This is a genomic window from Micromonospora sp. NPDC049301 (assembly GCF_040678715.1).
Classification (GTDB): domain Bacteria; phylum Actinomycetota; class Actinomycetes; order Mycobacteriales; family Micromonosporaceae; genus Micromonospora.
In genome coordinates this window covers 810,983-823,542 of record NZ_JBFAQO010000002.1, presented here as the reverse complement: position 1 = coordinate 823,542, position 12,560 = coordinate 810,983, and the positions used below count along the sequence as shown (strand labels likewise).

Below are 12,560 nucleotides of genomic sequence, written 5' to 3'. Positions count from 1 at the left end.
CGCCGGGTCGCGCCCGGCCGGGCGGGCGGCGGCGGGCGGCGCGGGCGGTGGCCCGGCGGCGCGGGGGCCGGTGCCGGGCACCGGCACCGCGCCGCGAGGCGGCGCCTGACCGGGGGCGGGCACGGCGGCGCCGGCAGCGGCCCGGGGTCGGTCGGTGGCTGGCCGCTCGTCCGGCCGGCGACCCGGCGGGGGCGGCGCCTCGCCCGGCCACGGCCCGTCCACCGGCCGGCGTCCGGCCGGAGGCTCCGTGTCGCCACGGCGCGCGGCGGGCGGCGGGACGGCGGGCGGCACCGGAGCGCCTCCGCGCGGCCCGGCAGGCTCGGCCGGAGCGCCGTCGGGGCCCAGCTCGGTGCGCTGCTGCTTGGCCGAGCGCAGGTCGTCGATCCAGCCGAACTCCTCGCCGGACGCCGGCGCCTCCGGCTCGGCCTCGGCCCGGCCTCGACCCCAGCGGCGCCCCTTGGCGCGGGAATCGCGCCGCTCGTCCGGGCCCTCGTCCGGGCGGTCCGCACCACGCGACTTCACTGTTGACCCTCTCCTGCGGCGTTCGTGCCGCTGTCCTGCATCGTGCCGGGACCGCCCGTGCCCGTCGCCGGGCGACCGTTCTCGTCGGCAAGCGCCGGCGCGGTCGGCGCCGTTACGGGCGACCCGACCGGCGGCGCCTCCGGACGGGCGGCCGGAGCCGGCAGCCCGCGCACGATCCGGCGCAGCAGCGGCAGCCGGGTGGCCACGGACCGCTCCGCCCCGTGCGGGCTGGGCCGGTAGTAGTCGGTGCCCACCAGATCGTCCGGGACGTACTGCTGGGTGACCACGCCGCGCTGGTCGTCGTGCGGGTAGCGGTAGCCCGTCCCGTGGCCCAACCCCCGGGCACCGGCGTAGTGCGCGTCGCGCAGCCCGCGCGGCACCGGGCCGCCCCGGCCGGCCCGCACGTCGGCGATCGCCGCGCCGATGGCGGTGGTGGCCGAGTTCGACTTCGGCGCGGTGGCCAGGTGGATCACCGCCTGGGCCAGGTTGAGCTGCGCTTCCGGCAGCCCCACGTACTCGACCGCGTGCGCGGCGGCGGTGGCCACGCTCAGCGCGGCCGGGTCGGCCATGCCCACGTCCTCACTGGCGAAGATGACCAGCCGGCGGGCGATGAACCGGGCGTCCTCCCCGGCAACCAGCATCCGGGCCAGCCAGTGCACCGCGGCGTCCACGTCCGAGCCGCGCATGCTCTTGATGAACGCGCTGACCACGTCGTAGTGGGCGTCGCCGTCGCGGTCGTAGCGCACCGCCGCCACGTCGACCGCCTGCTCGGCGGTGGCGAGGTCGATTTCACCGGCGCCGAGCGCCGTGGCGGAGGCGGCCGCCGCCTCCAGCGCGGTCAGCGCCTTGCGGACGTCACCGGCGGCGAGCCGGACCAGGTGATCCTCGGCCTCGACGGTGAGGGTGAGCGCGCCGCCCAGGCCGCGCTCGTCGGCGACGGCACGACGCAGCAGCCCTCGCACCGCGTCGTCGTCCAGCGGTTGCAGGGTGAGCAGCACGCACCGCGACAGCAGCGGCGAGATGACGGAGAAGTACGGATTCTCGGTGGTCGCCGCCAGTAGCGTGACCGTCCGGTCCTCGACGGCGGCGAGCAGCGAATCCTGCTGGGTCTTGCTGAACCGGTGCACCTCGTCGATGAAGAGCACGGTCTGCGGGCCGCCCGAGCGGCGCTGGCGGCGGGCCGTCTCGATCACCGCCCGGACGTCCTTGACCCCGGCGGAGAGCGCCGACATGGCGACGAAGCGGCGGTCGGTGGCAGCGGCCACCAGGTGCGCGATGGTCGTCTTGCCGCTGCCCGGCGGTCCCCAGAGGATCACCGACATCGGGGCGCCACCGGAGACCAGCTGCCGCAGCGGCGCGCCGGGGGCGAGCAGGTGGTCCTGCCCGACCAGCTCGTCGAGGTTCGCCGGACGCATCCGGACGGGCAGGGGCGAATCGTCCGCTACCGGAGTGAAGCCGTCGACACCGGCGGGACCGGCGGGCGCACTGGGCTGCCCGGCGGGTGCACCGAGGGAGAAGAGAGCGTCGGACTCCATCACGAAGACAGTACCGGGCCGAGCCCGCGACGCCGGAATCGCGCCGCGAGCCGGGCCATCCGTGATCGGTTCCGGTCAGCCACGACCAGGACGCCGGCCCCGGTACCAGCGGCCGCCGCCACCGCCGCGCGGGCCACTGCCCACGCCACCCAGGTAGAGCGCGAGCAGGAACAGTCCGAGGAGCACGAGCGTGTTCCAGTTGAACAGGTCCGGCGCGCCGAAGTTCGTGTCGAGCAGGTCGATCAGCAGGGCGAAGCCAAAGACGATGGCCGCGAGAATGGCGAGCATGTCGGTCCTCCGGTGGGGGTTCCCAGTAGGTCGGCGCGACATGTACCCAATCGGTCGACCCGCCAATCTCCACGGTGGACGAGGGCACGTCGGCCGGCCCGCCACGACCGCCCGACCAGCGGCTCGTACGCTGGACAGCATGATCATCGACGACCAGGTGCTCCAGGGCCGGGCCGCCATCCTCTCCGCCGCCGGCCACCACCCGTACGCCCGGCACATGCTCTGGCTCGGCACGCCGGCACGCGGCTACCGGCGCGACGGCGCGGTGCTGTGGTTGCCGCCGCCCGGGCAGGGAGCCGGTGGCGGCGCCATCGGCCCGGCCGGGCCGGCGCTGGAGATCTGTGCCGCGCTGGTCGCCGAGGGGCTGCTGCTCCCGGAGCAGTCGCTGCACCTGCCCCGACATCACCCGGCCCTGCTGGCGGGCCGGCTGGCGGTGAGCCGGCACGACGACTGGGACTTCCACTGGACCAGCGCGCCGCCGCCGACCCAGCCCGAGGAGCAGCGGGTGGTCCGACTCACCGAGGCCGACCGCCCGGCCCTGGAAGCGCTGATCGACGAGGCGTTCCCGAGCACCACCTCCCGCCCGGGCGACCCGCGGGTGGTCGACTGGTACGGCATCCGGGCCGGCGGCCGCCTGGTGGCCTGTGGCGCGGACCGCAGCCGGGGCGACGTCGGCTTCCTCGCCGGCCTGACCGTCGCCCCCGACCAGCGGGGTCGGGGGCTCGGCGCGGCACTGACCGCCGGGATGACCCGCGCGCTGCTGGCCCGCCACGACACCGTCGGCCTGGGCGTCTACCCGGACAACGTCGGGGCGGTGCGGCTCTACCGCCGGCTCGGCTTCACCAACACCCTCCCCCTCAGCTCCGTAGGCCTCGCCTGAGGGGTCGGGAAGCGATGCTTCCTACCGCGCGGCGGCATGTGGCTCCTCGGGCGCGGGGACCACGGGCGGGTCGACGGGCCGGCGGCCGGCGCGCCAGGCGGGCACGTAGAGCGGGGCGGCGACGGCCAGCACCACCGCGCCGACCACCATCGCGGTGCCGACGCTGGTGGCGGCGGCGAGCGCGGTCAGGGCCACCCCGCCGAGCGCGCCGGCCGGCTGCGCCATCATCGAGTTCAGCGAGAGCACGCTGGTCCGGTACGGGCCGTCGACCTGACGGTGCAGCAGGCCGCTGTGCAGCGGGTTGGACGCGCCGTGCACGGTGTAGCAGGCCAGGTACGCCACGAGCACCCCGACCGGTCCGGCGAACAGGCCCATCCCGACCACCGTGACGCCCTGCATGATGCGCAGCAGGGCCGCGCCCGGCGCGGCCCCGGGCCAGCGCAGCAGCAGTGGAGTCAGCGCCGCCCCGGCCGCCGAGGCGAGCCACGCGGCCGAGTTGGCCGGCCCGAGCAGCGCGGCGGCGCGTTCCGGGTCGCCCACCACCTCGGCGAGCCGGACGGGCAGCAGCGACTCGAAGGTGACCATGCCGAAGCCCCAGAACAGCTCCACGGCCACCAGGGCCAGCAGCACCCGGGAGCGGCGCAGCAGCCCGACCGCCTCGCCGATCATCCGGGGCGCCTGGACCACCGAGGCCCGCACGGCCGCGAATCCGGTGGCCGGCCGCTGCTCGACCAGCAGGACGAACAGCGCGACCAGCGCCGCCACCTGGGCCGCGATGGCGACCACCACGGGCACCGTGAGCGCGCTGACCGACCCGATGGGGCCGAGCGCGACCAGACCACCGCTGAGCAGCGCACCGGCGCCGATGGCCCCGCCGATGACGGTGCCGGCGTACCCGAGGCCCCGCTCGTACTCGGCCTCCGGGTCGGCGGCCAGGGTGGCGTCGACGTACCAGGACTCCAACGGGCCGCTGTCCAGTGCCCGGTAGATCCCCTGCAACGCCCACACCACGAAGAACAACGCGAACGAGTCGGCCACCGCGAACAGCGCCAGCGAGGCGAGGTTGAGCACCCCGGCGGCGAGCAGCACCGGTCGGCGGCCGAGGGCGTCGGCGAGCCCGCCGGTGGGCAGCTCCAGCGCCAGCACCAGCAGCCCCTGTGCGGTGCCGACCAGGCCGATCTGCGGCAACGACAGGCCGCGCTCCTGCATCAGCAGGATCATCACGGGGATCATCAGACCGGTGGGCAGCCAGCGCAGGCCGTACAGCGTGAGGTAGCGACGCCGGACCTGGCGTACGGTCAGCGCGCTCACGACGCCACCCGAGTTCGCGACCCCGGCTCGCTCCTCGCGCTCACGACGCCACCTCAGTTCGCGACTGTGGGGCTCGCAACCCCGGCTCACTCCTCGCGCTCACCAGCGCTCGTCCAGCCGTGGGATGCCGGCCAGGAACACGTGCACGGGCTTCACGTCCGGGCCATCGGAGGTGGACTCGTCGCGGTAGCGCATCAGCACCGTCCACAGCTCATCGTTGAGAGCCCGCAGCCGGGCCGGGTCGAGTGGCAGCACCAGGTCACTCATGCCGGCGGCGTCGCGCCAGGCCCGGGACTGGTGGTGCTCGACGGCCATCCACCGCTCGGCCAGCTCGGCCATCACCCGCACCTGGTCGGCCTGGATCCACTGCACGGCGGCGCGGGCGTCCGGGTCGTCGTCGAAGTCGGTGGGCTCGAAGTCGCTGATGTCGTGGGCCGCCTGCCACCAGCGCTGCCGGCTGGTGCCCCGGTCCGGATCCTCGGTCACGAGCCCGACCTCGGCGAGCTGGCGCAGGTGATAGCTGGTGGCGCCGGTGTTGGTCGCGAGCCTCTCGGCCAGCGCGGTGGCGGTCGCCGGGCCGTCGACGCGGAGCGAGCCGAGCAGCCGCATCCGCAGCGGGTGGGCCAGCGTGCGGACCTGCCGGCTGTCCAGATGGACCCGGCGCGGCGCTGCCGGGCCGTCGGGTACGGGGGCATCCATGGCTGCACACTATCTCTGCACACTTCTTGTGCACAAGAATCATGCACAAGAAGTGTGCATCCGTGCGGCTCAGCGGGCCAGGAGTTCCCGCACCCCTCGCAGCCGGGTACGCAGCAGGCCGGCGGCGCGGGCGCAGTCCAGGCGTACCTCGGTGGGGCCGGCCTGCCCGGCGGCGGAGCTGGTGGTCGTCTTCAGTCCGGCGGCGTCCAGGCCGAACCGCTCGGCGACCAGCAGGCCCAGCTCGGCGCGGCTGACCGCGTCCGCGCCGGCCACGTTGAGCGGGCCGGCGTGGTCGCCGTCGACCAGTTCCAGCACGGCGTCGGCCAGGTCGGTGACGTCGACCGGGCAGCGGATCATGTCGGTGAACAGGGTGGCCCGGCCGGCGAGCGCGTCCCGGCACAGCTGGATCTGCTTGCTGCCCTCCCCGAGGATCAGCGAGGTGCGCACCAGCGCCGCGCCGGGGTCGACCGCCCGCACCGCGGTCTCGGCCGCGGCCTTCGCGGCCCCGTAGGCGTTCACCGGGGTGGGTGGCTCGTCGTCGGCGTAGGGCGACGGGCGGCCGGCGTGCAGGGCGTCGCTGGACACGTGCACCAGCCGGGCACCCACCTCGGCGGCGGCGACCGCCACGTACGCGGCCCCGTCGGCGGTGACCGTCCAGTCGTCGTACCGGTAGGGGGTGGAGACCACCGCGTCCGGGCGCACGTCGGCGACCAGCGCGCGTACGGCGGCGCGGTCGGTCACATCCAGCCGGCGTACCGCGACGTCCGGCGCGGTGATGTCGCCGCGATGATACGTCCCGAACACCCGCCGCCCGGCCGCCGCCGCCCGCCGGCAGACCTCGCGCCCGAGAAACCACTGGCCCCGACGACCAGCACCCGCTTCCGCATCCCGACCCCCTCCACCTCACCAAGGTTGATCATGAGGTTAACGGGGCGACGCGCCGGAGCGCGGCCCCGCCAACCTCATGATCAACGAGGTGGGGCGGGGAAAGCGGCGGGTGGGTCAGACCGGGTCGGCTACCGGGGCTGCCGGGCCTGCCGTTCCGGTGTGAGCCGTAGCTGGCGGCTTGGGCTTGGCGTCGATGCCGGCCTCGGCGCGCTGCTGGGCGGTGATCGGGGTGGGGGCGCCGGTCAGCGGGTCGAAGCCACCACGGGTCTTCGGGAAGGCGATGACCTCGCGGATCGAGTCCGCGCCGGCGAGCAGCATGCAGACCCGGTCCCAGCCGAAGGCGATGCCGCCGTGCGGCGGGGCGCCGTACTTGAACGCCTCCAGCAGGAAGCCGAACTTGTCCTGCGCCTCCTCCGGCGTGATGCCGAGCAGGTCGAAGACCCGCTTCTGCACGTCGCCCCGGTGGATACGGATCGACCCGCCGCCGATCTCGTTGCCGTTGCAGACGATGTCGTACGCGTAGGCGAGGGCCCGGTCCGGTGCCTCCTCGAAGCGGTCCACCCACTCGGCGTTCGGCGAGGTGAACGGGTGGTGCACGGCCGTCCAGCCGCCCTCGTCGGTGCGCTCGAACATCGGCGCGTCGACCACCCAGCAGAACGCCCACGCGCTCTCGTCGATCAGCCCGGCCCGCTTGGCGATCTCGACGCGGGCGGCGCCGAGCAGCTCCTGCGCCTCCCGGGTGGTGCTGCTGGCGGCGAAGAAGACAGCGTCCCCCGGCTTGGCGCCGACCGCGTCGGCGAGCCCGCCCAGGTGCTCGGCGGAGAGGTTCTTCGCCACCGGGCCGCGCGCCTCGCCGGTCTCGGCGTCCAGCACCACGTACGCCAGGCCGCGCGCGCCACGCGCCTTGGCCCAGTCCTGCCAGCCGTCCAGCTCCTTGCGGCTCTGCGCCGCGCCGCCCGGCATCACCACGGCGCCGACGTAACCGCCCGCGTCGATCGCGCCGGCGAAGACCCGGAACTCGGTGCCGCGCAGGTAGTCGGTGAGCTCGGTCAGCTCTACGCCGTAGCGCAGGTCGGGCTTGTCGGAGCCGTAGCGGGCCATCGCGTCGTGCCAGGTGATCCGCGGGATCGGCCGGGTAATCTCGTGCCCGGCCAGGTCCTTCCAGAGCGCCGAGACGATCGCCTCGCCGAGGTCGATCACGTCGTCCTCGGTGACGAAGGACATCTCGATGTCGAGCTGGGTGAACTCCGGCTGCCGGTCGGCGCGGAAGTCCTCGTCGCGGTAGCAGCGGGCGATCTGGTAGTACCGCTCCATGCCGCCGACCATCAGCAGCTGCTTGAACAGCTGCGGCGACTGCGGCAGCGCGTACCAGCTGCCGGGCTGGAGCCGCACCGGGACCAGGAAGTCGCGGGCGCCCTCGGGCGTCGACCGGGTCAGCGTCGGCGTCTCGATCTCCAGGAAGTCCCGCTCGTGCAGCACGCCACGGGCGAGGTGGCTGGCACGCGAGCGCAGCCGCAGCGCGTTCGCCGGGCCGCTGCGGCGCAGGTCGAGGTAGCGGTACTTGAGCCGGATGTCGTCGCCGGCCTCGATCTGGTCGTCCACCGGCAGCGGCAGCGGCGCCGCCTCGGAGAGCACCTCCAGCTCGACGGCGGTCACCTCGACCTCGCCGGTCGGCAGATCCGGGTTCTCGTTGCCGGCCGGCCGGCGGGTCACCTCGCCGGTGACCTTCACGCAGAACTCGTTGCGCAGCGCGTGCGCGTCCTCCTCGCGGAACACCACCTGGACCACGCCGGAGCCGTCGCGCAGGTCGACGAAGATGACGCCGCCGTGGTCGCGCCGGCGGGCCACCCACCCGGCGAGCGTCACCGTCGAGCCGGCGTCCGCGGCGCGCAGGCTTCCGGCATTGTGGGTACGGATCACGGCTGGCAACTCCTCATCGTGGAACAGTCCTCACCGGCATTCTGTCAGGGTCGGCCGTCCTCCCTCCGGGGCACCCGGCAGGCCGGGGTGATTCGCCGGTGGACGGTCCGGTGAACCCGGGTTGGCCGACCACCGCGCCGGTTAACGTGGCCGAATGCGCGCCGTACCGAACTGGGCGGTCGTCACGGCGGCGGCCGCACCCCTGCTGCTGGTCAGCGGATGGACGGTCGCGGGGGCCCGCCAGCCCGCCGGGTACGACCCGGTCCGGGACACCATCAGCGAGCTGGCCGGGCACGACGCCACCGACGCGTGGATCATGATCAGCTGCCTGGTGCTGCTCGGCTGCTGCTACCTGGCGGTCGCCGCCGTGCTGCACGCGGCCGGCCTGCCCAGCCGCTTCCTGCTCGCCGTCGGCGGGGTCGCCACCATCGCGCTCGTCGCCGTTCCCCGGCCGACCGTCGGCGGGTCACTCAGCCACGGCATCGTGGCGACCGTCGCCGTGCTCGCCCTGGCGCTCTGGCCGGCCGGTACGGCGCTGCGACTGCCGCGTGGTGCGGACGCCGGGCACCCGAGCGCCGCCGAGCCGCCCTGGGCGTTCCGCCGGGCGGTCGGGCTGAGCGTCAGCGCGCTGCTGCTGGGTTTGTTCAGCTGGTTCGCGTACGAGGTGACCAGCGGGTCGCGCACCGGCCTGGCCGAATGGGTGACGGCGGTGGCCGTCTCGCTCTGGCCACTGCTGGCGCTGCTCTCCGCCCGCCAGGCGCACCTGACGTGGTCCGCCGCCGGCGCCGGGACGCTCCTGCCGGACCTGCCGACAGCAGGTGCCGTACCTCCGGGACACCCTCGACCGACCCACGGGCCCGCTCCTCGGCGGCCGGGTCGGCTCCCGTGAGCCGACCCCCGTGCCGGCGCGGTCCGGCCGTCGCCGGCACGGCCCGTACGCACGGCACGGGCCGCCGGAGTCCTCCGGCGGCCCGTGCGTGGTGCGTCGATCAGAAGACGCTGACGCCGTAGCGGCTCAGGGCCTCGGTGACCGGCTGGAAGTAGGTGGTGCCACCGCTGCTGCAGTTGCCGCTGCCGCCGGAGGTCAGGCCCAGGGCGGTGCTGCCGGCGAACAGCGAGCCGCCGCTGTCGCCCGGCTCGGCGCAGACGTTGGTACGGATCAGGCCGGAGACCGATCCCTCGGCGTAGTTCACGGTCGCGTTGGTCGCGTTCACGGAGCCGGAGCGCAGGCCGGTGGTGCTGCCGGAGCGCTGCACCGCCTGGCCGACGGAGGCGTTGCCGGCGCCGGTGATGTCCCGGTAGCTGCCGTTGTAGAGGTAGACGTTGCCGGCGGCGTTGGCCGAGTTGCTGTGCCGCACGATGCCGTAGTCGTTGCCCGGGAAGCTGGTGCCGGTACGGGTGCCGATCAGAGCGGTCTGGGCGGAGTTCGAGTACCAGCTCGCCGAGATGTTGGTGCAGTGCCCGGCGGTCAGGAAGTAGTAGGTGCTGCCGCTGCGCACGTTGAAGCCGAGCGAGCAGCGTCCGCCGCCGCCGGCGTAGATTGCCTGACCACCGGAGATGCGGGTGCTCAGCACGCCGGCCTCGGCCTCGACCCGGACGGCTCCGTTGGCCCGCGCGGCGGCGGCCTTGACCCGCTCCAGCTTCGCCCCGGTGACCGTGCTGTCCACGGAGACGACGACCTGGTTGGTGACCGGGTCGCTCCACCACGCGGTGCCCGGGATCTTGGCGGAACGCTCCAGGTCCGCAGTGGCCCGGTTGAGCTCGGCGGCGCCGCGGGTGACGTACCGGACGGTGGCGCCGGCCTGGCTCGCCTTGCGGGCGGCGGCCGCGTCGGTCACGGTGACGACGGACTTGCCGTTGGCGTCGATGTACGAGCCGGCGGAGCGGTCGCCGAGCTGAGCGGAGAGAGCGGCGGCGGCGTCGGGCGAGGCGGCGGGGGCAGCCTGAGCGGGCGCGCCGATGAGCGAGCCGACAACCAGGGTTCCGGCCACGGCGACGGTGGCCGCAACACGGAACGAGGACCTCGTGGGTCGCATGTAACAAACCTCCTGGGCGGGGGAACGGGACTCGCCGGGGCGGCGATCCCGCTGGGGCAGGCCGGCCGATCTGGGGAAATCGGCCAAGTGAACTGAAGTATTCACATGCATAAGATCTTTCGCAAGACCTGCTTTCGCCCGGATTCACCGATCTTCACCGGCCACACGCTCGCAACACCCCGGACACGCTGGCGGACGCACACCGTCACACCGAACCGCCGCCACATTCCTCCCGGGCGCGTCCCGGCCACCGCACGCCCGTCACCCGCGAGCGACAACGGCGGGACACCAGACGGAGGCGCGGCTGGCGGCTGGCGGCTGGCGGCGTCAGGGGGTACGGCGGCGGGCGCCCGGACCCGGGCGGGGTACCACGTCGCGGGGCTGCCCGACCTCGTGCCCGGCGGCGCAGCGCAGCTCGACGCGGACCTCGGCGCCGCAGTCCCGGTGACCCACGCTCAGTGGCGAGCCCTCCGGGTCGGCGAGGTGGCGGTCGCCCCAGCCGAGCACGGCGACCAGGACCGGCCACAGGTCCAGGCCCTTCTCGGTCAGCCGGTACTCGTGGCGCAGCCGGCTGCCCGGCTCCCGGTACGGCTCGCGGCGCAGCACGCCCTGCTCGACCAGGGTGACCAGCCGGTTGGTCAGCACCTGACGCGGGATGCCGGTGCGTACCCGCATGTCGTCGAAGCGGCGTACGCCGTTGAACACCTCGCGGAGCACCACCAGGGTCCACCGCTCGCCGAGGATCTCCATCGCTCGCGCGATGGTGCAGTTGTCCACCGACCAGTCCAGTGCCGCGGGTCTCATCCGACCAGGCTAGGTCTGATTGACAGACTCAGCAACGGGCTGCGAGGCTGCGTCCATGACGCAGACGCAGGAGCCGGCCCGCAGCCGTACCTTCACCTGGTCGGACCCGGCGGTCAACGCGGCGCAGGTCGGTCGACGCGGCGGCCTCGACCTGCTCCGGGCGATGATCGCCGGAGAGCTGGCCGCACCGCCGGTGATGCACCTCATCGACATGGCCCGGATGGAGGCCAACGAGGGTCGGGTCACGGTCGACCTGGTCCCGCAGGAGTTCCACTACAACCCGCTGGGAACCGTCCACGGTGGTGTCATCTCCACCCTGCTGGACACCGCCGCCGGCTGCGCCGTGCACACCACGCTGCCCGCCGGCGTCGGCTACACATCGCTGGACCTGAACGTGAAGTTCCTCCGTCCGGTCACCGTCGCGAGCGGCGTCCTGCGCTGCGAGGGCACCGTGCTCCAGCGTGGCCGCCGCACGGCCCTGGCCGAGGCCCGCCTGACCGACGCCAGCTCCCGCCTGATCGCGCACGCCACCAGCAGCTGCCTCCTCTTCCCCGTCCCCCTCGACGCCCCCGCGTGACCCCACCGGGCATCCGGTGATCATGAGGTTGACGGGCGATCCGACGATCGATCAACCCGCCAACCTCATGATCGTTCAAGAGGGGGCGGCGCTGGGCGGGGTTTAGCGGAGGGCCAGGCGGGTGGCGCGGGCGGCGCGCTTCTCCTCGAAGCGGGCGGCGGCCCGATCCAGGGCGTCGAGCTGGGTGGCCAGCTGTTCGCGAGCGGCTTCGCCGTCGGCGTTCAGACCGGTCACGTTGAACACGTCCCACTGACGCAGCACCGGCAGCAGCACCTCGTCGCGATGCTGGCGCAGGTCGTAGATGCCGGCCAGGGCGATCGCCACCGACTTGCGGGCGAAGCCCTCGATGCCGTTGCCCGGCATCTGGAAGTCCGCCACCACGTCGGCGACCGCCCGCATGGCCTGGCTCGGGGCCAGCTCGAACGCGGCGGCGAGCAGGTTGCGGTAGAAGACCATGTGCAGGTTCTCGTCGGCGGCCACCCGGGCCAGCAGCGCCTCGCAGGCGGGGTCGCCGGTGGCCTTGCCGGTGTTGCGGTGCGAGATCCGGGTGGCCAACTCCTGGAACGAGACGTACGCCAGCGAGTGCAGCACCTCGTCGCCGTGGGCGTTGGTGTAGCCCTCCGACATGTGCGTCATCCGGGCCCGCTCCAGCGCCACCGGGTCGACCGCCCGGGTGACCGTCAGGTAGTCGCGGATCGCCGTGCCGTGCCGGCCCTCCTCCGCGGTCCACCGGTGCACCCAGGTGCCCCACGCGCCGTCCCGGCCGAACAGGGTGGCGATCTCGTGATGGTACGAGGGCAGGTTGTCCTCGGTCAGCAGGTTGACGATCAGCGCGGTGCGGGCCACGTCCGGGATGGTGGAGTCGGTCGACGACCACGCCTCGCCGCCGAGCGGCCCGTCGAAGGTACGTCCCTCGCTCCACGGCACGTACTCGTGCGGGAACCACTCCTTGGCCAGCGAGAGGTGGCGGTCCAGGTTGCGCGCGACCACCGGCTCCAACTCGACGAGCAGTGCGGTCTGACTCAGCGTGGTGCTCACGGTCACGAGAAACTCCCTACGGTGGCGTAACTTACGCAACCGTAGGTCCCCGCGGCCGTACG

Annotated in this window: 11 protein-coding genes and 2 pseudogenes; 3 read left to right on the top strand and 10 right to left on the bottom strand. The window is 73.9% G+C overall.

Annotation, left to right across the window (positions count from 1 at the left end; genetic code table 11):
- From AB0K07_RS09985 to AB0K07_RS09975, 3 genes and pseudogenes are all read right to left on the bottom strand, one after another.
- Positions 1 to 522, bottom strand: a pseudogene (locus AB0K07_RS09985) (hypothetical protein); the annotation flags it as partial.
- Entirely contained in the window at positions 519 to 2,057 is a 1,539-nt protein-coding gene (locus AB0K07_RS09980) for a replication-associated recombination protein A (protein WP_363752722.1), read from the bottom strand. The pseudogene AB0K07_RS09985 and the gene AB0K07_RS09980, both read right to left, overlap by 4 nt.
- Before the next feature lie 75 nt (positions 2,058 to 2,132).
- Positions 2,133 to 2,345: a hypothetical protein gene (locus AB0K07_RS09975; protein WP_089016611.1), complete on the bottom strand. Its 213-nt coding sequence runs from the start codon at positions 2,343 to 2,345 to the stop codon at positions 2,133 to 2,135.
- Positions 2,346 to 2,484: 139 nt separating this feature from the next.
- Between AB0K07_RS09975 and AB0K07_RS09970 the strand changes: the two genes are divergently transcribed.
- On the top strand, positions 2,485 to 3,225 hold the full coding sequence (locus AB0K07_RS09970; protein ID WP_363752720.1) for a GNAT family N-acetyltransferase: 741 nt from the start codon (positions 2,485 to 2,487) through the stop codon (positions 3,223 to 3,225).
- A gap of 21 nt (positions 3,226 to 3,246) precedes the next feature.
- Here the strand turns inward: AB0K07_RS09970 and AB0K07_RS09965 are convergent, their stop codons facing one another.
- From AB0K07_RS09965 to aspS, 4 genes and pseudogenes are all read right to left on the bottom strand, one after another.
- A complete protein-coding gene (locus AB0K07_RS09965; protein ID WP_363752718.1) occupies positions 3,247 to 4,536 on the bottom strand; it encodes an MFS transporter in 1,290 nt (429 codons plus the stop codon).
- A gap of 99 nt (positions 4,537 to 4,635) precedes the next feature.
- On the bottom strand, positions 4,636 to 5,235 hold the full coding sequence (locus tag AB0K07_RS09960; protein WP_363752716.1) for a helix-turn-helix domain-containing protein: 600 nt from the start codon (positions 5,233 to 5,235) through the stop codon (positions 4,636 to 4,638).
- Between the two features lie 69 nt (positions 5,236 to 5,304).
- Positions 5,305 to 6,122, bottom strand: a pseudogene (locus AB0K07_RS09955) (sugar nucleotide-binding protein).
- Between the two features lie 115 nt (positions 6,123 to 6,237).
- Entirely contained in the window at positions 6,238 to 8,043 is a 1,806-nt protein-coding gene (aspS, locus tag AB0K07_RS09950) for an aspartate--tRNA ligase (RefSeq protein WP_363752713.1), read from the bottom strand.
- A gap of 154 nt (positions 8,044 to 8,197) precedes the next feature.
- Between aspS and AB0K07_RS09945 the strand changes: the two genes are divergently transcribed.
- Positions 8,198 to 8,932 (top strand): DUF998 domain-containing protein, encoded by a 735-nt coding sequence (locus tag AB0K07_RS09945; protein ID WP_363752711.1) that lies wholly within the window; start codon positions 8,198 to 8,200, stop codon positions 8,930 to 8,932.
- Between the two features lie 100 nt (positions 8,933 to 9,032).
- Here the strand turns inward: AB0K07_RS09945 and AB0K07_RS09940 are convergent, their stop codons facing one another.
- Together AB0K07_RS09940 and AB0K07_RS09935 are read right to left on the bottom strand one after the other, a co-directional pair.
- Entirely contained in the window at positions 9,033 to 10,079 is a 1,047-nt protein-coding gene (locus tag AB0K07_RS09940; RefSeq protein ID WP_363752709.1) for a S1 family peptidase, read from the bottom strand.
- A 327-nt stretch (positions 10,080 to 10,406) separates the two neighbouring features.
- Positions 10,407 to 10,883 carry a helix-turn-helix domain-containing protein gene (locus AB0K07_RS09935; protein WP_363752707.1) on the bottom strand — a complete coding sequence of 159 codons (477 nt, stop codon included), beginning with the start codon at positions 10,881 to 10,883 and terminating at the stop codon, positions 10,407 to 10,409.
- 55 nt (positions 10,884 to 10,938) lie between these two features.
- Between AB0K07_RS09935 and AB0K07_RS09930 the strand changes: the two genes are divergently transcribed.
- Positions 10,939 to 11,460 (top strand): PaaI family thioesterase, encoded by a 522-nt coding sequence (locus AB0K07_RS09930; RefSeq protein ID WP_363752705.1) that lies wholly within the window; start codon positions 10,939 to 10,941, stop codon positions 11,458 to 11,460.
- Between the two features lie 102 nt (positions 11,461 to 11,562).
- Here the strand turns inward: AB0K07_RS09930 and AB0K07_RS09925 are convergent, their stop codons facing one another.
- Complete coding sequence (locus AB0K07_RS09925) at positions 11,563 to 12,504, bottom strand: acyl-ACP desaturase (RefSeq protein WP_363752703.1); 942 nt, start codon at positions 12,502 to 12,504, stop codon at positions 11,563 to 11,565.
- Positions 12,505 to 12,560: the final 56 nt, after the last annotated feature.